18 protein-coding genes are annotated in these 22,030 nt (G+C 73.4%); 7 read left to right on the top strand and 11 right to left on the bottom strand.

Annotated features, from left to right (window positions below):
* Positions 1–130: 130 nt before the first annotated feature.
* The 8 genes from BLV24_RS15440 to BLV24_RS15405 form a co-directional block, all read right to left on the bottom strand.
* Positions 131–1,897 (bottom strand): adenine deaminase, encoded by a 1,767-nt coding sequence (locus BLV24_RS15440; RefSeq protein WP_092683370.1) that lies wholly within the window; start codon positions 1,895–1,897, stop codon positions 131–133.
* On the bottom strand, positions 1,894–2,805 hold the full coding sequence (locus BLV24_RS15435; protein WP_092683368.1) for a nucleoside hydrolase: 912 nt from the start codon (positions 2,803–2,805) through the stop codon (positions 1,894–1,896). Before BLV24_RS15435 ends, BLV24_RS15440 begins: the two co-directional genes overlap by 4 nt.
* 16 nt (positions 2,806–2,821) lie before the next feature.
* Complete coding sequence (locus tag BLV24_RS15430) at positions 2,822–3,781, bottom strand: ABC transporter ATP-binding protein (protein ID WP_092683366.1); 960 nt, start codon at positions 3,779–3,781, stop codon at positions 2,822–2,824.
* On the bottom strand, positions 3,774–4,553 hold the full coding sequence (locus BLV24_RS15425) for an ABC transporter permease (protein WP_092683364.1): 780 nt from the start codon (positions 4,551–4,553) through the stop codon (positions 3,774–3,776). Before BLV24_RS15425 ends, BLV24_RS15430 begins: the two co-directional genes overlap by 8 nt.
* Positions 4,550–5,380 (bottom strand): ABC transporter permease, encoded by an 831-nt coding sequence (locus tag BLV24_RS15420; protein WP_092683362.1) that lies wholly within the window; start codon positions 5,378–5,380, stop codon positions 4,550–4,552. The genes BLV24_RS15425 and BLV24_RS15420 overlap by 4 nt, the downstream gene beginning before the upstream one ends.
* Positions 5,380–6,411, bottom strand: coding sequence for an ABC transporter substrate-binding protein (locus tag BLV24_RS15415; protein ID WP_092683360.1), 1,032 nt, complete (start codon positions 6,409–6,411; stop codon positions 5,380–5,382). The genes BLV24_RS15420 and BLV24_RS15415 overlap by 1 nt, the downstream gene beginning before the upstream one ends.
* On the bottom strand, positions 6,408–7,478 hold the full coding sequence (locus tag BLV24_RS15410) for a LacI family DNA-binding transcriptional regulator (RefSeq protein WP_092683358.1): 1,071 nt from the start codon (positions 7,476–7,478) through the stop codon (positions 6,408–6,410). The genes BLV24_RS15415 and BLV24_RS15410 overlap by 4 nt, the downstream gene beginning before the upstream one ends.
* 158 nt (positions 7,479–7,636) lie before the next feature.
* A complete protein-coding gene (locus BLV24_RS15405) occupies positions 7,637–8,728 on the bottom strand; it encodes a YeiH family protein (RefSeq protein WP_092683356.1) in 1,092 nt (363 codons plus the stop codon).
* A gap of 447 nt (positions 8,729–9,175) precedes the next feature.
* Here BLV24_RS15405 and BLV24_RS15400 point away from each other — a divergent pair, with 447 nt between their 5' ends.
* From BLV24_RS15400 to BLV24_RS15390, 3 genes are all read left to right on the top strand, one after another.
* The gene (locus BLV24_RS15400; protein WP_092683354.1) at positions 9,176–10,954 is read left to right on the top strand and encodes a DEAD/DEAH box helicase; all 1,779 of its coding nucleotides are present in this window, start codon (positions 9,176–9,178) and stop codon (positions 10,952–10,954) included.
* Between the two features lie 12 nt (positions 10,955–10,966).
* A complete protein-coding gene (locus BLV24_RS15395) occupies positions 10,967–11,665 on the top strand; it encodes a polyamine aminopropyltransferase (RefSeq protein ID WP_092683352.1) in 699 nt (232 codons plus the stop codon).
* A 185-nt stretch (positions 11,666–11,850) separates the two neighbouring features.
* Positions 11,851–12,789, top strand: a complete 939-nt coding sequence (locus BLV24_RS15390; RefSeq protein WP_092683350.1) for a pirin family protein — start codon at positions 11,851–11,853, stop codon at positions 12,787–12,789.
* 277 nt (positions 12,790–13,066) lie between these two features.
* Here the strand turns inward: BLV24_RS15390 and BLV24_RS15385 are convergent, their stop codons facing one another.
* Genes BLV24_RS15385 through BLV24_RS15375 form a run of 3 tightly spaced genes read right to left on the bottom strand, consistent with a single transcriptional unit; the run spans position 13,067 to position 17,932 of the window.
* Positions 13,067–14,674: an acetyl-CoA acetyltransferase gene (locus BLV24_RS15385; protein WP_092683348.1), complete on the bottom strand. Its 1,608-nt coding sequence runs from the start codon at positions 14,672–14,674 to the stop codon at positions 13,067–13,069.
* A 13-nt stretch (positions 14,675–14,687) separates the two neighbouring features.
* Entirely contained in the window at positions 14,688–15,488 is an 801-nt protein-coding gene (locus tag BLV24_RS15380) for a crotonase/enoyl-CoA hydratase family protein (protein WP_092683346.1), read from the bottom strand.
* 11 nt (positions 15,489–15,499) lie between these two features.
* Entirely contained in the window at positions 15,500–17,932 is a 2,433-nt protein-coding gene (locus BLV24_RS15375) for a CaiB/BaiF CoA-transferase family protein (protein ID WP_092683344.1), read from the bottom strand.
* A gap of 89 nt (positions 17,933–18,021) precedes the next feature.
* On the opposite strand from BLV24_RS15375, the gene BLV24_RS15370 reads away from it, so the two are divergent.
* From BLV24_RS15370 to BLV24_RS15355, 4 genes are all read left to right on the top strand, one after another.
* Positions 18,022–18,693 carry a TetR/AcrR family transcriptional regulator gene (locus tag BLV24_RS15370; RefSeq protein ID WP_092683342.1) on the top strand — a complete coding sequence of 224 codons (672 nt, stop codon included), beginning with the start codon at positions 18,022–18,024 and terminating at the stop codon, positions 18,691–18,693.
* Positions 18,694–18,886: 193 nt separating this feature from the next.
* Positions 18,887–19,624, top strand: coding sequence for an enoyl-CoA hydratase/isomerase family protein (locus BLV24_RS15365; protein ID WP_092683340.1), 738 nt, complete (start codon positions 18,887–18,889; stop codon positions 19,622–19,624).
* Positions 19,625–19,637: 13 nt separating this feature from the next.
* Positions 19,638–20,843, top strand: coding sequence for an acyl-CoA dehydrogenase family protein (locus BLV24_RS15360; protein WP_092683338.1), 1,206 nt, complete (start codon positions 19,638–19,640; stop codon positions 20,841–20,843).
* A 21-nt stretch (positions 20,844–20,864) separates the two neighbouring features.
* On the top strand, positions 20,865–21,989 hold the full coding sequence (locus BLV24_RS15355) for an acyl-CoA dehydrogenase family protein (RefSeq protein ID WP_092683336.1): 1,125 nt from the start codon (positions 20,865–20,867) through the stop codon (positions 21,987–21,989).
* Positions 21,990–22,030 lie beyond the last annotated feature (41 nt).

Raw genomic sequence — 22,030 nt, 5'->3', positions numbered from 1 at the left:
CATCGGCCGCATCGCAGACGCCTACACCCCCGCCGAATGCGCCAACTGCTTCAGCGCATGCGGATACGATCCAGACTGGTAGGAGTCCGCTCTAGCCCGGCGATCCCGCGAAGACCCGCCGCGGCGCGGGCTACGCCGCCGGCGCCGGCAGCCCGTCCTCCAGCACCGGGGAGGTCAGCAGGCGGCCGCCATGCGCGTCGGCGACGCCCAGATCCGTCTGATGCGGCCCGGCATTGCAGGCCAGCGTGGCGCCGACCAGGGCCTTGAAGGTCAGCAGCGGCGGCTCCCAGTCCACCACCGCCTCCATCGCCTCGCGCAGCGCCACGAAGGCGGCGGAGACGTCGGCCAGCGGCGCGTCCGACACCAGCCCCGCCACCGGCAACGGCAGCAGGGCGGCCAGCTTCCCGTCCCGCGCCACCGCCATGCCGCCCCCGGCTTCCGCCACCGCGTTGGCGGCGGCGGCGAGGTCGGCGGGGTCGTGGCCGAAGACGGTCAGGTTGTGGCTGTCATGGCTGACCGAGGTCGCGAAAGCCCCGCGCCAGGATCCCCAGCCGGTGAGGAACCCCACCTTCGGGACCGCCGGCGCCCTCCCGTGACGATGGATCACCGCGATGCGGGTGATGTCGGGGGGCAGGCGCAGGCGCCCGTCGGCGGGAACGATGCGCTCGCCCCACTGGGTGAAGCGGGGGCGGTCGATGGTGGCGATGCGGGCGGCGGGACCGGCGGCCGGCGTCTCGAAATCCGCCGCGACGAAGCGGGGAAGCGGCAGCGCGGCGGGAAACGGATGCGGGCGCGGCGTGGTGTCGAGCGCCGGCGGGCGGCCGTCGCGCAGCACATGGACGCATTCGAACCCCGCGAGGTCGCGGAACAGGGCCAGGTCGGCGCGCTTGCCCGGCGCGACCAGCCCGAGATCCGGGCGGCCCAGCCGCGCCGCCGCGTTCCAGGTCGCCGCCCGCAGCGCGCTCAGCGGCGCCAGCCCGTGCCCGACCAGCGCCCGCATGAGCGCGTCCATGCCGCCCAGGTTCAGAAGATCGTCTGGGAACACGTCGTCGGTGCACAGCGTCAGCGTCGGGGGGACGGAGGGCAGGGCCGACAGCGCCTCGGCGAATTCGGCCAGCAGGTAGGGGTGCGAGCCGCGAAGCTCCACCACCAGCCCGGCGCGCAGCTTCTCCATCAGGTCGGCGGCGGAGGTCAGCTCATGGTCCGAGCCCACCCCCGCCGTCGCATAGGCCTGCAGGTCCGGCCCGGTCAGCCCCCGCGCATGGCCGTTCACCGTCTTGCCGGAGGCCAGCCCCGCCTGCACGATCCCCCGCATCCGCGGTTCGCGGGAGGTGACGGCGCCCATGTCCATGACCTCGGCCAGCCCGTGGATGCCGGGGCGGGCGAGCAGGGTCTCGATCTCGCCGGGGCCGAAATCGGCGCCCGCGGTCTCGTAGCCCGGGGCGGAGGGGACGCAGGACGGGGCCAGCGGCAGGATGCGGAGCGGGGAGGCCGCGGCCTCGGCCAGCGCGTAGTCCACGCCCTCGACCCCGGCGACGTTGCCGAATTCATGCGGGTCCCAGATCACGGTGGTGGTCCCGCGCGGCAGCACGGCGGCGGCGTAGACGGCGGGCGCCACCATCGAGCTTTCGATATGCATATGCGCGTCGATCAGGCCCGGCGCGATCACCAGGCCGGAGGCGTCCAGCACCTCGGCGGCGTCGGCCCGGGCGCCCGGCGCGTGGACCGAGGCGATCAGCGGGCCGACGATCCCCACATCCGCCGGCCGCAGTTCCCCCGTCGCCATGTCGGCCACGGTTCCGCCGGCGATGAGCAGGTCGAAGGGCGCGTCGCCGCGCGCCGCGGCCACGGCGCGGTCGCGCAGGGCGGGGTCGTTCAGGTCGTGCGGCTCGGTCATGCCCGGTCCTCCAGCGCGGCGAGGCACAGCGCCTTGACCGCGGCGGCGTCGAGGCCCGCGGCGATCTCGGCGTTGGCGGTCTCGGGATAGCGGGTCTCGACCACGGTGCGGCCGCGGGTATGGGCGCCGGTCAGCTCCGCCTCGATGCGCGCGGGGCGCAGGTCGAACAGGTCCGGGCGCAGGAAGGCCGCAGCCGCCACGGGATCGTAAAGCGCCATGGTCTCGCGCCCCCGTTCCAGCGCGATGTCGAGATAGCCGCCCAGCAGGTCGGCCAGCAACGGCGCCAGCGGGCCGGGGGCGGCGCGCACGGCGGCCACGTCGGCCTCCGCGATCTGCACGCGGCGGCAGGCGTCGAGGTCGATCATCCGCAGGGGCGCCCCGCGGGCCAGCAGGATGGCGATGGCCTCCGGGTCCGCGATGGCGTTGAACTCGGCCGAGGCGGTGTGGTTGCCCGAGGTGACCCCGCCCCCCATCCAGGTGATCCTTTCGATGCGTCCCAGCAGGTCGGGCCGGGTCAGCGCCAGCACCGCGAGGTTGGTGAGCGGCCCGAGCGCGAGGATCTGCGCGGCGTCCTGTCCCTCCAGCCACCGCGCCATGGCGCCGGGCGCGTCGGGCAGCGCCGCGTCGGGCACGTCCCCAAGGGTCAGCCCGCGGCTGCGGATGCCGGTGGGGCCGAGGATGCGCTCGGCGGTCTCCACCTCTCCCAGCACCGCGCGGTCGGCGCCGGCGAAGATCGGGAAATCCCATCCGAACACCGCCGCGGCGGCGGAGGCGTTGGCGCGGACCCGGGGCAGGGGGACCACGCCGAAGCCCAGCGAAACCCCGTCGATCTCCGTCCCCTGCGTCACCAGAAGGCGCAGCGCGAACAGGTCGTCGGCGCTCATGTCGGTGTCGATCCAGACGCCCATGTCCCCGCCCCTCCCGTCAGGCCGAGGCGAGGCGCACGGCGCGCTCTCGCGGCAGGTCGAAGGCGACTTCGGCCCCCGGCGCCAAGGGTGGGGCGGAGGCCGGGGTCTCCGCCTTCACCACGCCCAGCGGCGTATCCAGCACGTATTCGCGATGGGCGCCGGCGAAGGAGGCGCCGCGGATCACCCCGGAATGCGGGCCGGAGCCCAGCGTGACCGCGGCGGGGCGCCAGGCCAGCGCGCCGCCGGTTTCGGGGTCCGGCAGGATCGTCTCGAAGCCCACGAAATCGGCGACGAAGCCGGAGGCGGGCTCGGTCCAGATTTGCTCGGGCGTGCCCACCTGCTCGATCGCGCCGCCGCGCATCACCACGATGCGGTCGGCCAGCGCCAGCGCCTCGGCCTGGTCATGGGTCACGAAGACCATGGTCACGCCGGTTTCGCGCTGCACGCGCTGAAGCTCCATCCGCATCTCCAGCCGCAGCCGGGCGTCGAGATTGGACAGCGGCTCGTCCAGCAGCAGCACCTTGGGGTTCATCACGAGGCTCCGCGCCAGCGCCACCCGTTGCTGTTGCCCGCCCGACAGCGCCGCCGGCGCCCGGTCCGCGAAATCCGACAGGCCCACGGTGGCGAGCCCCTCCGCCACCCTGGCGGCCAGGTCCGGTTCCTTGCGCAGGCGCAGGCCGAAGGCGACGTTCTCGAAGACCGAGAGATGCGGAAACAGCGCGTAGGACTGGAACACCAGCCCCACCTCGCGGCGGGACGGCGCGACGCGGGTGATGTCCTTGCCGTCCAGCCGGATGGTCCCCGACCGGGGCGCGAGCAGCCCGGCGATGGCCCGCATGGTGGTGGTCTTGCCGCAGCCCGACGGGCCCAGCAGCGCGATCAGCTCGCCCTGGCGGATGGCGAGGTTCAGGCGGTCCACCGCGACCGATCCCCCATAGGCGAGGGTGAGGTCCTCGAGCGACAGGAACTCAGACATACTTGGAGAACCCCAGGAATTTCTCGGCCGCGAAGACGATGGCGACCGACATGAAGGCGAGCAGGGCGGAAAGCGCGGCGACCGAGGGGTCGTAGTTGATCTCCATGTAGGCGATCATGTCCACGGGCAGGGTGCGCACGCCGGGCCCCGACAGGAACAGCGACACCGGCACCTGGTTGAACGAGGTGACGAAGCCCAGGATGAAGGCGGCCAGCACGCCGCCGCGGATATTGGGCAGCACCACCCGGCGGAAGGCCCCGAAGCGGGTGCAGCCCAGCAGGACCGCGGCCTCCTCGATGTCCGTGCGCAGGTTCTCCAGCGAGGCGGAGACGACCCGCACCGCATAGGGCAGGATCAGCGCGGTATGCGCGAGGAACAGCGCCGGTCCGATGCCCACCCCTGTCGGGATCACCAGGTAGCGCAGCAGCGCCAGCCCCACGATGATCCCCGGCACGATGATGGGCGCCGACACCACGGTGCGCACGAACTCCGCCCCCGGCACCTTGTAGCGGTTGAGCCCGTAGGCCGCCGGCACGCCGAGCGCCAGCGCGGCGAGCGTCCCGAAGATGGCGAGGAACATCGACATCCCGAAGGAGGCCCGGAAGCTCTCGATCTCGAAGACCTTGATGACCCATTTCAGGCTGAGCCCCTGGGGCGGGAAGGCCAGCGAATTGCCCGCCGACAGCGAGGCCGCGATGATGATGAAGAACGGGCCGATCAGGAACAGCAGCACCAGTCCCAGCACCGCCCATGTGGCGAGACGCCCGTTCATGCCCGCGCCCTCCGCGCCGAGGCCATGCGTTTCAGCAGCAGGTTGGCCGAGAAGCTCATGACGATCAGGATCATGGCGATCACCGAGGCCGACACGAAGTCATTGGCCACCGCGACGCGCTGATAAAGCAGGGTTTCCAGCATCAGGACCTTGGAGCCGCCGAGGATGGCGGGCGTGATGTAGGCGGTGAGCGAGCCGGTGAAGACCAGCGTGCCGCCGATCACCAGCCCCTCGCGGGTCAGGGGCAGGATCACCCGCAGGAACACCTGCGCCCAGTTGGCGCCCAGCACGCGGGCGGCGGGGATGGCGTCGCGGGGCATGTTCTCCATCGCCGAGACCAGCGAAATGATCATCAGCGGCAGGAACAATTGCAGCAGGCCGATGAACACCGCGGTTTCCGAAAACAGGATGCGCAGCGGGGTGTCGAGAATGCCCATCCCCACCAGCGCCTGGTTGACGAAGCCGGTGCGCCCCAGGATCACCAGCCAGGCGTAGGTGCGCGCCACCGGCGAGATCATCAGCGGCAGGATCACCAGCCCGAACACCCGTCCCCGGGACTTCGGCGGCAGGGAGACGATGGCGTAGGCGGCGGCGTAGCCGATCACCGCCGACGCCGCCGCCACCTCCGCCGCCAGCGCCAGCGACCGCCAGAACACCGTGCGGTTGCGGGGGCTGGCGAAGAAGTCCCAGTAGGCCCCCAGGCTCCAGCCCTCGGGCGTGCGGAACGCCTCCGACAGCAGGATGCCCACGGGCAGCAGGAACAGGGCCGCGGCGAAGACCGCCGCGGGCAAGGTCAGGGCCAGGCCCTCGACGCGGTTCCCGAACATCAGTTGGCGACCTTGGAGTTCCACTGGTCGAGCCAGCTGTCGCGGTTGTCGAGGATGACCTCGGCGGGGATCAGGTCCAGCGACTTCACGGTGTCGGCGCCGTAGGTCAGGTTCTCGGCCACCTCGTCGGAGACCACGACCTCGGCGTTGGAGGGGCTGTCGATCAGCGCGTCGGCCAGGGCCTGCTGGATCGGGGTCGAGAGCCAGAAGTCCATGAACTGCAGGGCCAGGTCCTCGTTGCCGTTGTTCGCGGTCATCACCATGACGTTGAGCCCGCCGGTCTGGCCTTCCTTGGGCGTGGCCCAGGCCATCGGCAGGCCGTTGTCCTTGAAGCGGCCCCAGGCGAAGCGGCCCACGGGGGCGGCCCAGATCTCCTCCTGCTGCATCAGCTGGGCGAGCTGCGAAGACCGCACGTAGAAGGTGACGATATCGTCCTTGTGCTCGGCCACCTTCTCGATCGGGGCGGTCAGCGACGGGTCGGTGTCGCCCATGGCCTTGCCGATCATGTGCAGGGCGGGCGGGCCCTGGTTGGTGGTCACGTCGGGCAGGGCGACGTTGCCGGCCAGCTCGGGCGACAGCAGGTCGGCCCAGCTTTCGATCGTCACCTTGTCGGTGCGGTAGACGATGGAGGTCGCGTAGAAGGTGTAGCCGATGCCGTAATGGTCGCCGAGCGGGTCCTTGGCGATGTCGTAGAGCTTGTCGTGGTTGGTCAGCTTGCTCACGTCGATCGGCTGCAGCAGGCCGGCCCGCGCGGCGCCCAGCGCGTCATGGGCGGACATCACCGCCATGTCGATGACCGGGGCCTCCTTGTTGGCCTCGATCTTGGACATGCGCTCGACCGAATTGCCGGTCTCGACCACGATCTCGCAGCCGCAGATCTCCTCGAACGGGTCGTAGACGATCTCTTTGAACTCGTCCTGGGAGAAGGCGTAGACCGAGATGGTCAGGGTCTTGTCCTGGGCCGCGGCGGCGCCGGCGGCGACGGTCAGGCCGAGCGCCGAGGCGCCGGCGAGGATGGGTCCGAGCTTCATGGAGTGGTCTCCCTCTGGGATCGGGTTGCGGGGTGAGGTCGGGGTTCGGAGCGGGTGGACGCCGGCGCGGGCCCGGTGGACTCGCGCGCGATCAGGGTCATGGGCACGGCGGTTTCGGCCGCGGTCCCGCCCGCGCTCCCGCCCGTGGTCCCAGCAGGGGGCGCGGCCGGCTCCGGGCCGTCGATGCGCGCCATCAGGGCGGCCACCGCGGCGCCGGCGATGCGGTCGCTGTCCTGCGCCATGGTGGTCAGCGACGGCGTGACCGCGGCGGCGAAGGCGAGGTCGTCGAAGCCGGCCACGCTGGCCTCGCGCGGGATGGCGAGCCCGGCGCGCTGCAGCGTGGTCAGGATGCGCAGGGCGTGCAGGTCCGAGGTGGCGGCGAAGGCGGTGATCCCGTCGCGGGCGAGCGCGGGGAAATCGGTTTCGGGCGCTTCCTCCAGCCAGATCGTCTCGATCCGGGCGGTCTGGGGCAGACCCGCGCGGAGCCCCCCGATGCGGTCCCGCTGGACGGAGGATTCGCGGCTCTCGCCCACCAGCGCGAAGGCGCGATGGCCCAGCCCCAGCAGATGCGCCGCCAGCGCCGCCCCTCCCGCCCGGTGGTCGGCGGAGACGGTGTTGCCCGGCGTCGCCGGCGTGTCGATCACCGCCAGCGGCACGTCCAGCTCCAGCACCCGCGTGCCGCGCCGGGGCACCACGATGATTCCGTCGGCGCCGCGTTGCACAAGCCGTTGCAGCGCCGCGGTCTGGGCGCCGACCTCGCCATGGGAATCGGCGATCAGCACGCCGTAGCCCTCGCGCGCCGCCGCCGCCTCCACCGCCTGGGCGATCTTGGGAAACAACGGGTTGGCGAGGTCCGGCAGCACCAGCCCGATCACTCCGGAGCGCCCGGTGCGCAGCGCGCGGGCCGGCAGGGACGGCGCGTAGCCCAACGCCTCCGCCCGCGCCCGGATGCGCGCGGCGAGCCCCTCCGACACCCGCCCCTTGCCCGACAGGGCGTTGGAGACGGTGGCCGAGGACACGCCGAATTCCGCGGCGATGCTCTGCAGGGTCGGGGGGGCGGCTTGCACCGGGCGGGCTCCGTTCCGGGCGGCGGGGCATCGGGTTAAACGATTAAGCAAACCTCGCCGGATGTCACGGATCTGTCAAGCGTGGTCGAGCCGCAATTCGGCCGCAATGGGACGGCGATGGGGGCGACGATGGGGGAGGGGGGCGGGCCGAGGGCGGCTCAGAGGGCCAGCGCGGCCCATGCCAGGGCCGCGCCCAGAAGCAGGGCCGAGGTCGCGAGCAGCGTCAGCATCCGCCCCGCCCCCAGCTGACCCATCGCCCGCAGGGAGGTCCGCGCCCCCAGCGCGGCGATGGCCAGCACCAGCAGGCCCGAGGACAGGGCCCGCAGCGCGTCATGGGCCGGTTCGGGCACGATCCCGAGGCTGTTGAGGCCGAGACAGGCCGCGAAGCCGAAGACGAACAGCGGCAGCCGCGGGCGGGGTTGGGCAGGCTCGGGGGCGGGCGTGTCGGGCGCGGCCGTGTCGGTTGGGGGCGTGTCGGCGATCCCGGCGCGGGCCGCGGCCTCGCGCCCGGCGCCGCGACGCTCCAGCCAGGCGACGGCCAGCAGGGCCGCGGGCAGCAGCATCACCCGCTCCAGCTTGACCAGCGTGGCGGCGTCGCCGGCGCCCTCGCCCACGCCGTAGCCGGCCGCGGCCACCTGCGCCACGTCGTGGATCGTGGCGCCGATCAGAAAGCCGGTGCGGGCCTCGTCCAGACCCATCGCCGCGAACAGCAGCGGATAGGCGACCATGGCCGCCGAAGACAGCGCGGTGATGGCGACGAGCGTGTAGAGCAGGTCGCGCTCCTCCGCCTCGCGCCGGGGCAGAAGGGCGGCGATCGCCAGCGCGGCGGAGGCGCCGCAGATCGCCACCGCGCCCCCGGCCAGCAGCCCGAAGCGCCGGGGCAGGCCGGCCAGACGGGCGAAGCCGACGCCGCCCGCGAAGGTCAGCGCGGTCAGCCCCGCCACGCCCAGGAACGGGATCGGGCCGAGCGCGGCGACATCCGCCGCCTCCACCCGGAAGCCGAGCAGCGCCACGCCGACGCGCAGCAGCGGACCCGAGCAGGCGGCCAGTCCCGGCGCGGCGCGCGGGCCATCGGCGGCGAAGTGGAACCCGATGCCGATCAGCAGCGCGAACAGCGTCGCCGGCGCGCCGTAGCGCCAGGCCAGCAGCTCCGCCGCCGTCGCCACCGCCGCGGCCAGCAGAAGGCCCGGCCCGAGGTCGCGCAGCCTCTCGCGCCCGCGCCGGGCCGCGTTCACCATGATCTCTCGCATCGCTTCGTCCGCCGATCCGCGCCGGCCGCGGGGCCGGGAACGGCCGCCACCCTGACCCCGATCCGCCTGAAATTGAAGGGCCTGCGGGGGGCGAAGCGGGCCCGAACCCCGTCTGAGCCCCGCCCGAACGCCCCCCGCCGGGCCCTACGCGGGACGCAAAGCCGCGTCCCGCGGCGTCCGGACGGGTTGCGGTTCGGCGCGCAAGCGGTCATGTCCCGCCCCAGGGCCTTCGCGGGCCCAGAGACGATTCCGTCGGGCGGCCGCTTCCAGGTCCCCCCCGCGGTTCCGGCCCCGCCCGCGTTCCGCGCCCTCGCCCGTCCCGGACCCGTCCGGGCCGAACCTGCCCGGCCTCAGTAACCCGGCCTCAACCGCACGGCCCCAGCGAACCGGCCTGACTGACACGGCCCTGACGCCGCGGCCCAACCGCCCCCGGCACGAAAGCTACCCATGATCGAATCCCTAGGCGTTCCCCCGGCGCTGGCCGAGGCCCTTGCGGCCCGCGGCTACGACGCCCTCACCCCTGTCCAGCGCGCGGTGCTCGAACCCGACGTGGACGGGCGTGACGCGCTGGTCTCCGCCCGCACCGGCTCGGGCAAGACGGTGGCCTTCGGGCTCGCCATCGCCCGCACCCTGATGGGCGACGCCGACCGCTTCGAGCGCGCCGGCGCGCCGCTCGGCCTCGCCGTCGCGCCGACCCGCGAACTGGCCCTGCAGGTGCAGCGCGAGCTGGAATGGCTCTACGCCCCCGCCGGCGCCGTCATCGCCTCCTGCGTCGGCGGCATGGACCCGCGGGCCGAGCGCCGGGCGCTCGACCGCGGCGCCCATATCATCGTCGGCACGCCGGGCCGCCTGCGCGACCATATCGAGCGCCGGGCCCTGCAGATGGACCAGCTCCGCGCCGTGGTGCTGGACGAGGCCGACGAGATGCTCGACCTCGGCTTCCGCGAGGACCTGGAGTTCATCCTCGGCTCCGCCCCCGAGGAACGCCGCACGCTGCTGTTCTCCGCCACCGTGCCCCGCGGGATCGCGGCGCTGGCCGGCAAGTTCCAGCGCGACGCCATCCGCGTGCAGACCGCCGAGGAGAAGGCGCCGCATGTGGACATCGACTACCGCGCCTACATGGTCGCGCCGTCGGACCGGGAGAACGCGGTCTACAACATCCTGCGCCTGCATGATGCGGACAGCGCGCTGGTGTTCTGCTCCACCCGCGCCGGGGTCGGCCACCTGACCGCGCGTTTCGCCAACCGGGGCTTCCCGGTGGTGGCGCTGTCGGGCGAGCTGAGCCAGACCGAGCGGACCCACGCCCTGCAGGCCATGCGCGACGGCCGCGCCCGGGTCTGCGTGGCGACCGACGTCGCCGCGCGGGGCATCGACCTTCCGGGGCTGGAACTGGTGATCCACGCCGACCTGCCCTCCAACCCCGAAACCCTGCTGCACCGTTCGGGCCGCACGGGCCGGGCCGGGCGCAAGGGCGTCTGCGCGCTGATCGTGCCGGTCAAGGGCCGGCGCCGGGCCGAGAGCCTGCTCAACCAGGCCGGCGTGAAGGCCGACTGGGCGCAGACCCCCGGCCCGACCGAGATCCTCGCCAACGACGACCGTCGCATCCTTGAGGACGAGGGCCTGACCGCCCCCGTCACCGAAGAGGAAGCCCCGATGATCGCCGCCCTGCTGGAAAAGCACGGGGCCGAAGCGGTCGCCGCCGGCTTCCTGCGCCGCCTGCGCGCCGGCATGGCCGCGCCGGAGGAGCTGATCGACGTCGCCAACGTCTCCTCCGCCCCGCGCGCGCCCCGCGGGCCGTTCGGACCCAGCGTGTGGTTCGAGCTGTCGGTGGGCCGCAAGCAGCGGGCGGAGCCGCGCTGGCTGCTGCCCATGCTGATCGAGGCCGGCAAGATCGACCGCAACGATGTCGGCGCCATCCGCATCCTGGACGGGGAGAGCTACGTGCAGATCTCCGCCGCGCGGGCCGATGATTTCAAGGCGGCGCTGGGGCCGGACGGGATGATGGAGAAGGGCGTGCGCGCGCGTCCCTCCGACGGCCCGCCCCCGGGGTCGGACCGTTTCACCGGCTCGCGCCGGCCGCCGTCGGGCGGCGACCGGGAGCGGCGTCCGCATCGCGGCGGCGGGTCGGGCGGCCCCGGCGGCTATGGCGGCGGTGGCGGTGGCGGCGGCTACGGCGCCGGCCCCGGCGGCGGCGGCAAGCGCCGTCCGCCCCGCGACCGCGACTGACGGGGGCGCGTCATGCAGCCCTGGGTGCATCTGGGACAGGCGACCACGCCGGGCGGCGACACGCTGCGCCTGGCGCGGCGCGGGCATGAGTTCTCGATCAAGCTGGGGGGCGGGACGGAGCTGATGAACTCCCGCCTCTCGGGCTCCGAGGAGGCGCTGGCCACCCTGGTGATCGAGCGGCTGGCCGCGGCGGGGAACGCCGCGCCCCGGCTGATGATCGGGGGCCTGGGCATGGGCTTCACCCTGCGCGCGGCCCAGGCCGCGACGGGGCCGGAGGCGCGGTTCCAGGTGGTCGAGATCGTGCCGCAGATCGTCGAATGGGCCCGCGGGCCGATGTCCGAGCTTTTCGGCGAGAGCCTCGCCGATCCGCGGGCCGAGGTGGTGGTGGCCGATGTCGGCGCCCGCATCCGGGCCGCGGCGGGGGCCGAGGCCGCGGCGGACAGGTGGGACGGCATCCTGCTCGATGTCGACAACGGGCCCGAGGGGCTGACCCGCCCCGGCAACAACGGGCTCTATACCGAGGCCGGGCTGGCGGCGGCGCGCCAGGCGCTGGCGCCGGGCGGGATCCTGGCGGTGTGGTCGGCCTTTCCGGACGGGAATTTCGGGCGCCGGATCGGGCGCGCGGGCTTCGAGGTGGAGACGCTGACCGTCCGCGCCGGGCGCACCGGCAAGGGCGCGCGCCACACCATCTGGCTCGGCCGTCGCGACTGACCGGCCGGGGCCGGGGACGGAACTGAGGCGCGACGCCTCGGGCGGCGACGCTTCGGGGGCGCTTCGGGCGCGCGCCCGTCCCCCGGCCTTCCCCCCGGCCTCCCGCGCTTGCCTGCGGCGGGCGGGCGCGGGCAGGATGGCGCCGCGGCGCGTCTCCTGCGCCGCCTGATCCCGGGAGCCGCGCCATGAGCTGGAACCCCGCCCTCGACCCCGACCTGCCCAAGGGCGACGCGGTCGACGCCATCGAGACCGTCATCGTCCCCCGCGCCCGCGACATCGGCGGGTTCGAGGTGCGCCGGGCGCTGCCCGCGCCGAAGCGCCAGATGGTCGGCCCCTTCATCTTTTTCGACCAGATGGGCCCGGCGGAGCTGTTGCCGACCCGCGGGCTCGACGTGCGCCCGCATCCGCATATCGGGCTCGCCACCATCTCCTACCTGTTCCGCGGGCGCATGCATCACCGCGACAGCCTCGGCGCCGACCAGTGGATCGAGCCGGGGGCGGTCAACTGGATGGTCGCGGGCCATGGCATCACCCATTCCGAGCGCACCGACGATGCGGCCTGGACCGATCCGATGCCCTTCTTCGGGGTGCAGACCTGGGTGGCGCTGCCCAAGGACCACGAGGACCGCCCCCCCGAATTCGAGCATGTCGGCGCCGACGCCATCCCCGAGCTGGAGGCGGAGGGCAAGACCGTGCGCGTCGTGCTGGGCGAGGCCTGGGGGGAGCGCGCGCCGGTGAGCGTGGCCTCGGAGCTGTTCTACGCCGACGCGGTCCTGGCCCCCGGCGCCGCGATCCCGCTGCCCGACGGGCACGAGGACCGGGGCGCCTATGTGGTGGAGGGCGAGGTCAGCGTGGCGGGCGAGCCCTATCCCGCCGGCCGCATGATGGTGTTTCGGCCCGGCGATCGGATCTCGATGACCGCGGGGCCGCAGGGGGCGCGGGTGATGCTGCTGGGCGGGGCCACGCTGGAGGGGCCCCGCTATCTCTGGTGGAATTTCGTGGCCTCGTCGAAGGAACGGATCGAGGCGGCGAAGGAGGCCTGGCGCGAGGGCGACTGGGCCCATGGCCGGTTCCGCCTGCCGCCGGGCGACGACGCGGAGTTCATCCCGGCGCCGCGGCGCTAGGCGGGGCGGGCGGGGACGGGAGCGGGCGTCAGTCCGCCGGCGCCCCTTGCGGGGCGTTCCCATGTCTCCGGCCATGAATGGCCTGCGGGGCGCCCCCTCACCCTGTCCCTCTCCCCCCTTGGGGGCGAGGGGAGCGGGAGGGCGGGCCCACCCCGAAACCGGTTGGCGTCGCGAAGCTGGCACGGAACGGCGCGGATGCGGATAACGTAGGGCGGGCGCCAGCCCGCCTTTCGCGCGGCGGAGGGGGCGGGCGCGCCTGGCGCCGCCCCCCTGTCGATCACCCCGCCCGGCGCCAGATCTGGTCGCCGTCGGGGCCGGGCTCGATCACCCCGCGGGAGCCCACGGGCTCCGCCGCGCCATCGGTGAGGAAGGCCAGCGTCGCGGCGTCCTCGGCCGGGACCTTGGCCAGCGTGCGGGCGCCGCCTTCGTCCGAGATCGCCACCACAACCCCGTGACGCGGCGCGCCCTGGCGGTCGTAGAACACCGTCCAGGTCTCCAGCCGCGCCGGGCCGGGGGCGGTTTCGGCCAGCGGCGGGACCGGGTCGCGCACGGCTTCGGCCTCGGCCTGGATGTCGAAATCCTGCGGGAAGGCCGCCGAGGCGATGGGGGCGTTCGACAGCACGATGGCGTGGTTCTTGGTGGCGATGCCGCCATTGGCGAAAAGCAGGCCCATGCCGGGGGAGAGCGCGGCCTGCGCGCCCGCCTCGCCCGCCTCGCCGCCGCGGCGCTCGCGCAGACGCTCCGCCATCTCCACCACCGCATGGGACATGTAATTGCCGATCGGCCCGCCGCCGAAGGTCAGCCCGCCGAACACGGTCGCGGGCCGGTCCTCGGGCCAGCCGATCACCCGCCGCGCCATCTTCGGCACGCAGGGGAAGCAGGAATAGAGCTCCACATGGTCGAGCGCCGCCGCGGCCCCGCCGGCGTCGATCCCGTTCAGGTCCAGCGCCCGCGTCAGCGACAGGGTCATCGAGGTGGAACGGTCGTAGCGGTCGCGCTCCAGCGGATCGAGCGTCTCCATCGCCGCCGCGCCGCGGCCCACATAGACCAGCCGGTCCTCCGCCACGCCGCGCCGGCGGGCCTCGGCCAGCGAGGTCACGATGAAGCCCGCCCCCTGGTTCACCGAAGAATTGGCCACCATCAGCTTGGTGTAGGGATGCGCCAGCGGGCGGTTGTCGGGGCCGGGCGTCACGATCTGCTCGGCCGTGGCGCCGCGGCGGATCCAGGCGCCGTCATTGCCCGCCGCGACCTCGGCGAAGCGGGACCAGATCTCTCCGGTCTCGGCCTGGGCCTGGGCCAGGGTCTGGCCCCAGGCGGCGCGGGTGGCGTTCTCGTAAAGCGGGTAGACGTCGATGGGCGCCAGCAGCCCGTAGCGCCGCCGCAGGGGCGTGGCGCGGGAGGCGGCGACCTCGGCGATGGACTTGTAGTCGGAAGCGCGGCCCTCGGCCGCCGCCTTCCGGGTGAAATAGGCGGCGCTGCGCAGGGCCTCGGCCCCGACCACGGCGCAGATCTTCGAGACGCCCTCGCCGATCCGGTTCGCGGCCTCGTTCAGCAGGCGGATGGGGCCGTCGCCCGAGGCGGTGGGCGTGGTGAAGGTGTGCGCGGGCGCCACCTCCAGCCGCTCCGCCAGGGCGACGGCCATGTCGTTCTCCTGCGGCCAGGAGATCTGGAAGACCACGGCCAGGCTGTCGATCGAATCGAGCCAGCCGGGCCCGCCCCCGCGCCGAACCCCGCCGGCGTCATCGTCGGCGACATGCAGCGCGGCGGCCATCAGGCCGAGACTGTCGAGCCCGTCCTCCGGGTCCTCGGGGCGGTCGTTGATCTGACCGACCCCGACGATGACGGGAACGCGTTCGGGGTCGAGATCGACATTGGGCTTGGTCATCCAGGTCGGGTCCTTACTTGGCCTGCCAGACGGGCGCGCGCTTTTCGGCGAAGGCTTTCGGGCCCTCCTTCGCGTCGAGCGAGGCGAAGACCTTCGCGCCTTCGCGCGTGCTTCGCTCCCACAGTTCGGCGTCGGCGGGCACCGCGTTTCCGTCCATCCCCATGGCGATGCGCTTGGAGGCCTGGACCGAAAGCGGCGCGTTGGCCGCGATCTTCTCGGCCATCTCGAAGGCCGCGTCCAGCAGGCCGTCGAAGGGGACCACCCGGTTGACCAGGCCGAGCTCCAGCGCCCGCTCGGCGGAGATCGGATCGCCGGTCAGCATCATCTCCATGGCGATCTTTTTGGGGATCTGCTGGCCGAGGCGGAACACGCCGCCGGCGGCCGCGAAGATCCCGCGCTTCACTTCCGGCAGGCCGAAGGCGGCGGTGTCGGCGGCGATCACGATGTCGGAGGCCAGCGCCAGTTCCGAACCGCCGCCCAGCGCGAAGCCGTTGACCGCGGCGATGATGGGCTTGCCGATGGGGTGCGAGACGAAGCCGGCGAAGCCCCAGGCGGCGTGGGCGGGATCCTCGGGGCGCAGGCTCTCGCCCCGCGACAGAGCCACGAGATCGGCGCCGGCGCAGAACGCCTTGTCGCCGGCGCCGGTGAGGATCACGCAGCGGATCTCGGGATCGGCCTCCGCGTCCTCCAGCGCCAGGCCGAGGCCCATGTGAACCTTCACGTTCACCGCGTTGCGCGCCTTGGGGCGGTTGAGGGTGATCAGCATGACATGGCCGCGGCGTTCGACCAGGACCTCTTCGTTGGCGTGCTCCATTTCGGGGCTCCTCATGTGGGGTCGGGCGCGGCGGCGGGCGTTGCGTCCGCCGGCGGCTCGAGGATGTCGGCGGCGACCAGCCGCGCGATGTCTTCGGAGGTCAGGCCGAGCCAGTCGGCGATGACCTCGCGGGTCTGCTCGCCGGCCTCGGGGGCCGGGCGGTCGGGCGGGTCGGGCCAGCGGTCCGAAAGGACCGGGGCGTTCTCGACCGGGAAGGGGGCGGGCAGCAGGCGATGGGCGCCGGTGCGGAAATGACCGCGGGCGACGAGATGCGGGTCCGTGGGCAGGTCTCCCACCCGGGCCATGGCGCCGGCGGGGACGCCGGCGGCCTGCAACGCCTCCATCGCCTCCGCCGCGGGACGCCCGGCCAGCCAGGCGCGCAGCGGCGCCTCGGCGTCGCGCCGGTCGGCGCGGCGGGCGGCGGCGGTTCCCAGCCCGTTCGCCTCCGGGTCCCGGCCCAGCACGGCGCAGAGCCCCGCCCAGTCGGCGTCGTCGCGCACGGTGACGGCGCACCAGTCGTCGTCGCCCGCGGTGGGGAATACGCCCCAGGGGGCGTCGGGGGCGGCGTCCGGCCCCTCGAAGGGCAGGCCGGCGCGCAGGCGGGCGATCTCGGCGGCCAGATGCGCGTGCATCACCTCCGTCTGACTGACCGAGGCGCTCCCTCCCCGCCCGGTCCGCAACCGCCGGATCAGCAGGGCCAGCGCGCCGGCGGCGCCGACCCGCGCGCCCACATGGTCGGGATAGATGGTCAGCGCGTCCGAGAAGCTGTCGGGATCGTCCGGATAGCGCCACATGCCCGACAGCCCGGCATTGGCGCGCACCAGCGGGCCGTAGCCCATGCGGTCCGACCACGGACCGGTCGCCCCGAAGGCCGAGCTGTCGACCTGCACGATCCCCGGATTGGCGGCCGCCAGCGCCGCGCGTCCGAGGCCCAGCTTCTCCATCACTCCGGGCTTGAAGTTGGACAGCACCAGGTCGGCCCGGGCGGCGAGGCGCAGGAACAGGTCCCGCCCCTCCGGCGCCCGCAGGTTCAGGCCCAGGCTGCGCTTGTTGCGATGGGCGCAGGCGAAGCTGGGGCTCATGCGGTCGAGCGCGATGGCGGCGCGGGAGCCGTCGGGAAAGGCCTTGGCCTCGACCTTGATCACGTCCGCGCCGGCATCGGCGAGCAGGCGGCTCTGATCCCCGCCGACCACGATGACGCCGAGATCCAGGACCTTGAGGCCCTCCAGCGGTCGCGCGGCGGGGGTTGCGGCGGGCGCTGCGGGAGGGGCTGCGGGAGGGGCGGGGAAGGTCGCCGCCGGGGCGGGCGCCGGGACGTCACCGACCGCCGGCGGGCCGCCGCGCGGGCCGGCGCGGGCGCCGTCGATCTCCATCACCCCGTTGGGCAGCGTCGCGGTCCCGCCCTCGGGCAGGGGGACCGAGGTCTCCGCCCCGCGGGCCTGCGCGTGGGGGCCGTCGAGCATCTCCTCCAGGCTCAGCAGCGCGCCCACGGCGACGCCATGCGCGGCGCCCTCCTCCTCCAGCGCGGCGCGGGTCTTCGGGGCCATGAAGGCGCGGATCGCCTCGACCAGCCGCGGCGAGGCGTAGCGTTCGCGCATCTGGTTGAACCTGGGGTCGGCGAACTCCGCGGGCTCCCCCATCCAGCGGAACAGCCCCTGCCATTGCCGGGGCGACAGCACGCAGACCCGCACCCGCCCGTCGGCGCAGCGCACGATGGGGTAGTAGACGCCGGGGGCGGGCCGCGCGCGGGGCGCGTCCTCCGGCGGCCCGCCCGAGGACGCGGCGCCGGCGGTGGCGTAGGGCGGGTCCAGCGCGTGGATGGCCGCATCCCGCGCCGAGAAATCCAGCAGCGCCCCCGCCCCGGTCCGCATCCGGTCATAGAGCGCCAGCGTGGCGAGATAGGCCCCGTGCGAGGCCGCCGTCCCCGCCGCGATCCGTCCGGGCGGGATCAGCGGCGCCCGGCCTTCGAGGCCGGAGCGGGACAGTTCGCTCGACAGCGCGTGCAGCACCGGGTCGGTGGCCTGCCAGGTCTCGCGCCCGCCGGCCCGGCCGAAATCGCCGACCGCCATGACCACGAGCCCGGGGAAACGGGCGCGCAGGGCGTCCGGATCCAGCGGGAAGGCGGCGCGGGGGCCGATGTCGAGCAGGACCAGATGCGCCCGCTCCAGCATCGCGTCCAGCCGGGCGGCGTGGTCGCGCGCGGTTCCGGGCGTGGCGAGGTCCAGCACCGCGCAGCCCTTGCCGGCGTTGAGCGCGGCGAAGTCCAGCCCGGCGGCCGGGTCGCCATGGTCCGGCCGGGGCCGGTCCCAGGCCCCGCCCGGCGGCTCCGCCCGGGTCACGGCGGCCCCGAGTTCGGCCAGCGTTCGGCCGATCGCGGCCATCGGGCCGGCCACGAGGTCGATGACCTCGATCCCGGCCAGCGGCGCATCCGCGCGGCTTGGCATTGCGGCATCTCCCTCCCTGCCGTTATCTGGCGCCTGTCAGGCGTCCGGTAACGGACGTGTTTCGTCCAAAATACCCGCGCGGGGACCCCATGCAAGAGCCCGACCCCGACTCGCCCCGTTCCGCGACGCCGCAGGAGGCCGCGGCCGGGTCCGCCCCTGCGGAACCCGACCGCAAACCGCCTGGCCGCCCCCGCGATCCGACGCTGGAGGGGCGGGTGCATGACGCGGCCATGCGGCTCTATGCCGAACATGGCTGGTCCGGATTCTCGATCGAGCGCATCGCGCGCGAGGCCGGGGTGGGCAAGGCCGCGATCTATGCGCGCTGGCCCAACCGGCAGGCGCTGCTGGCCGCCGCCTTCGACCTGCGCTGGGAGCCGATGAAGGATCTCGACACCGGCTCCCTGCGCGGAGACCTCGCGGAATGGGTGGCGCTGTCGATGGCGCGCTTCGCCGACAACCGTTCGGGCATGGTGATGAACGCCCAGGTCGACGCCCTGCGCCACCCGGATTTCCGGGAGATCATCGCGCCCTTCCAGGCCACCGCCGCCCGCCGGATGCGCAAGATCTTCCATCGCGCCCGCGATCGCGGCGAACTGGCGGCGGATATCGACCTCGATCTCGCCGTGCTGATGGTCGTCGGCCCCACCACCCAGCGCCACGCCCGCATCGAGGCGACCCCGCACGAGATGACCGGCGACGAGACCGCGCGCTTTTGCGATGCGCTCGTGGACCTGCTGATGCGAGCCTTCGCGCCGCGCTGAAGGCCCCTTCCCGCGACCGTCCCCGCGACCCTCTCCCCGCTTGCGCCGGGGGCGCGCCCGCCTATTGTGGACGGATAGCGTCCGTAAAGCGGCGCAGCCGGTCCGCCGGCCCCCGAACAACGAGCAACGAACCACGAGCCGTCTGGGAGGACGCCATGGCCCCGATCTTCACCCGCATCCGGAACCCCCAGCGATGACCGCGCTGGTCCTGCGCGAAGACCGCGACGGTCTCGCCATCCTGACCCTGAACCGGCCTGACAAGCTCAACGCTCTCAACCTGGCGATGTTCCGCGAACTGCGCGCCCATATCGAGGCGCTGGCGACGGACGACGCCATCGGCTGCGTGGTGCTGCGCGGCGCCGGGCGCTGTTTCTGCGCGGGCAACGACCTTGGCGGCATCGCCGCGGGGGGCGACGCGCCGCCGCCGGGCTGGCAGTCCGAGACGCTGCGGATGCTGGAGACCCTGCCCAGGCCGGTGGTCGCCGCCGTCCATGGCCATTGCTACACCGGCGCGCTGGAAGTGGCGCTGGCGGCGGATTTCATCCTCGCCGCCGATGACGCGAAATTCGGCGACACCCACGCCAAATGGTCCCTCACCCCGGTCTGGGGCATGAGCCAGCGGCTCCCCCGCCGGGTCGGCGTCGCCACCGCCAAGCGCATGATGTTCACCGCCGACACCATCCTCGCCGACGAAGCCCTGCGCATCGGGCTGGCCGAGTTCGTGGTCCCCGCGGCCGATTTCGACGCCGAGATCGAGGCGCTGGCCCGCCGCCTGCTGGCCGGCTCCACCTTCACCCAGGCCGCCGCCAAGCGGCTGCTGGACGCCACCGACGGCATGGGCCTCGACGAGGGCCTGCGCCACGAATGGTCGAAATCCGAAGGCCGCGGCCCCGACAGCGCCGAGCGCATCGCCGCCTTCGCCAGACGCTGAGACAGGAGACCCCATGAACCTGGAGATGGGCGAAGCCCTCGAGGCGTTCCGCGCGGAGGTGATCGCCTTCCTCGACGCCAACGTCACCCCCGATCTGGTCGAGGCGGGCGCCAAGACCACCAGCGTCTTCGCGCCCTTCGAACAGGCGATGCGCTGGCAGGGCATTCTCGCCGCCAGGGGCTGGGCCGCGCCGAACTGGCCGGTGGAGCATGGCGGCGCCGGCTGGTCCGCCGAACAGGCCGACGTCTTCGCCCAGGAATGCGAGCGCCGCGGGCTGCCGCCGCTGCTGCCGCATAACCTGAAGATGATCGGCCCGCTGCTGATCGACCTCGGCACGCCGGAGCAGAAGGCGAAATACCTGCCCGGCATCCTCTCGGGCGAGGATTTCTGGTGCCAGGGCTATTCGGAGCCGAACTCGGGCTCGGACCTCGCCTCCCTGCGCTGCATGGCGGTGTCGGATGGGGACGATTACCTCATCACCGGCCAGAAGATCTGGACCACCTACGCCCATCACGCCAACCGCATGTTCCTGCTGGTGCGCACCTCGACCGAGGGCAAGAAGCAGCAGGGGATCACCTTCCTGCTGCTCGATTCCATGGACCTGCCCGGTCTGACGGTGAAGAAGACCATCGGGCTCGATGGCTTCCCCGAGCAGTGCGAGGTGTTCTTCGACGCCGTGCGCGTGCCCAAGGCCAACCGGGTGGGCGCGGAGAACGACGGCTGGTCGGTCGCCAAGCACCTGCTGAAATACGAGCGCGGCGGCGGCTCTCCCGGTCCCGCCCTGCGCCGGCGGCTGGCGGCCCTGCGGGAGGCCGCGGCGCGGGCCGATGACGGCATGGGCGGCGTGATCGCCGACGATCCCGCCTTTCAGGAGCGGCTGGGGATGCTGGAGGCCGACGTGATCTCGGTCGACTATCATTTCCGCCACGCCCGCGGCGGCGGCGAGCCGGCGCATGACCCGGCCTATCCCTCGATGATGAAGACCCTGTCCTCGGAAACCTCGCAGGCGCTGTCGGCGATGATGATCGAGGTGGCGGGACTGGAGGGCCTGCCCCGGCAGCTCGACGCGCTGGCGGTGGGGGCCAATTCCGGCCCGCTGAGCGACGGTTTCGACATGGTGGCCATGCCCTATTACCTGAACACCCGCGCCGCCTCGATCTATGCCGGCTCGAACGAGATCCAGCGCGATCTCATCGCCCGCATCGTGATTCCGGCCTGAGCGCAGAGGGAGCGACGACGAATGGACCTGACCTTCACCGACGAACAGGTGATGCTGCGCGACAGCCTCGGGAAATACCTGGAGCGCAACTACGATTTCGAGACGCGGCGGGCGGTCGTGGCGGCCTCCGGCGGGCATGATCCGAAGATCTGGGCGGATCTGGCCGAGATGGGCCTGATGGCGCTGACCCTGCCGGAGGATCGCGGCGGGCTCGGCGGCTCGGTCGTCGACCTGGTGGCGGTGGCCGAGGTGATGGGGGCGAAGCTGCTGGCCGAGCCGTGGCTGCCCGCGCTTCCCGGCGCGCTGGCGCTCGCCCATGGCGGGGCGGGGGAGGGCGGCGCGGCCGCGCTCGCCGCCTTCGCCGAGGGCGGCGCCCCCATCGCCTTCGCCCATGAGGAGGGCCGGGCCCTGGCCGAGCCCGCGCGGGTCGCCATGACCGCGACGCGCAAGGGCGGGGAGCTGATCCTGTCCGGCGCCAAACGCTATGTCGTGGCGGCGGAGATCGCGACGCATCTGGTGGTCTCGGCCCGGGTCTCCGGCGCGCCGGGGGCGCGTGCGGGGATCGTCGTGGCGCTGGTCGCGCGGGATGCGCCCGGCGTGACGCTGGACGCCTATGACACCGTGGACGGGCGGCGCGGCGCCAATATCCGCTTCGAGGCCGTCCGGGTTCCGGCCGCGGATGTGCTGGCGGACGAGGACGCGGGCTGCGATCTGCTCAACGCGGCGCTGGCGCCGACCGTGCTGGCGCTTTGCGCCGATGCGGTGGGGGCGATGGGGGCGCTGGTGAAGATCACCGCGCGATACGCCGCCGACCGCAAGCAGTTCGGCGTGCCCATCGGCAGTTTCCAGGCCCTGCGCCACCGCATCGCCGACATGGCGATGGCCCATCAGAAGGCGCGCTCGACCCTGATCGTGACCACCGCCATGGCCGAGGCCGGCGCCTGCGCCCCCCGCGATCTGCGTCTGCTCAAGGCGCAGGTCGGGCGCATGGGGCGCGAAGTGGGCGAAAGCGCCGTGCAGGTGCATGGCGGGGTCGGCATGACCGACGAACTCAGCGTCGGTCACTACTTCAAGCGCCTGCTGGCGATGGACGCGATCTACGGCGCCGGCCGCCTGCATTTCCGCGCCATCGGCGCCGCCGCCTGATCCGCCGGACCTGAGCGGGAGGGGGGCGGGGTCGCGCCTGC

Source organism: Albimonas donghaensis (assembly GCF_900106695.1).
Classification (GTDB): Bacteria; Pseudomonadota; Alphaproteobacteria; order Rhodobacterales; family Rhodobacteraceae; genus Albimonas; species Albimonas donghaensis.
This window is presented reverse-complemented; position numbering and strand designations above follow the sequence as displayed.

Excerpts from the sequence above, each read along its gene's own strand:
- BLV24_RS15440 (WP_092683370.1), bottom strand. The coding sequence starts at position 1,897 with ATGACCGAGCCGCACGACCTGAACGACCCCGCCCTGCGCGACCGCGCC.
- BLV24_RS15435 (WP_092683368.1), bottom strand. The coding sequence starts at position 2,805 with ATGGGCGTCTGGATCGACACCGACATGAGCGCCGACGACCTGTTCGCG.
- BLV24_RS15430 (WP_092683366.1), bottom strand. The coding sequence starts at position 3,781 with ATGTCTGAGTTCCTGTCGCTCGAGGACCTCACCCTCGCCTATGGGGGA.
- BLV24_RS15425 (WP_092683364.1), bottom strand. The coding sequence starts at position 4,553 with ATGAACGGGCGTCTCGCCACATGGGCGGTGCTGGGACTGGTGCTGCTG.
- BLV24_RS15420 (WP_092683362.1), bottom strand. The coding sequence starts at position 5,380 with ATGTTCGGGAACCGCGTCGAGGGCCTGGCCCTGACCTTGCCCGCGGCG.
- BLV24_RS15415 (WP_092683360.1), bottom strand. The coding sequence starts at position 6,411 with ATGAAGCTCGGACCCATCCTCGCCGGCGCCTCGGCGCTCGGCCTGACC.
- BLV24_RS15405 (WP_092683356.1), bottom strand. The coding sequence starts at position 8,728 with ATGCGAGAGATCATGGTGAACGCGGCCCGGCGCGGGCGCGAGAGGCTG.
- BLV24_RS15400 (WP_092683354.1), top strand. The coding sequence starts at position 9,176 with ATGATCGAATCCCTAGGCGTTCCCCCGGCGCTGGCCGAGGCCCTTGCG.
- BLV24_RS15395 (WP_092683352.1), top strand. The coding sequence starts at position 10,967 with ATGCAGCCCTGGGTGCATCTGGGACAGGCGACCACGCCGGGCGGCGAC.
- BLV24_RS15390 (WP_092683350.1), top strand. The coding sequence starts at position 11,851 with ATGAGCTGGAACCCCGCCCTCGACCCCGACCTGCCCAAGGGCGACGCG.
- BLV24_RS15385 (WP_092683348.1), bottom strand. The coding sequence starts at position 14,674 with ATGACCAAGCCCAATGTCGATCTCGACCCCGAACGCGTTCCCGTCATC.
- BLV24_RS15380 (WP_092683346.1), bottom strand. The coding sequence starts at position 15,488 with ATGGAGCACGCCAACGAAGAGGTCCTGGTCGAACGCCGCGGCCATGTC.
- BLV24_RS15375 (WP_092683344.1), bottom strand. The coding sequence starts at position 17,932 with ATGCCAAGCCGCGCGGATGCGCCGCTGGCCGGGATCGAGGTCATCGAC.
- BLV24_RS15370 (WP_092683342.1), top strand. The coding sequence starts at position 18,022 with ATGCAAGAGCCCGACCCCGACTCGCCCCGTTCCGCGACGCCGCAGGAG.
- BLV24_RS15365 (WP_092683340.1), top strand. The coding sequence starts at position 18,887 with ATGACCGCGCTGGTCCTGCGCGAAGACCGCGACGGTCTCGCCATCCTG.
- BLV24_RS15360 (WP_092683338.1), top strand. The coding sequence starts at position 19,638 with ATGAACCTGGAGATGGGCGAAGCCCTCGAGGCGTTCCGCGCGGAGGTG.
- BLV24_RS15355 (WP_092683336.1), top strand. The coding sequence starts at position 20,865 with ATGGACCTGACCTTCACCGACGAACAGGTGATGCTGCGCGACAGCCTC.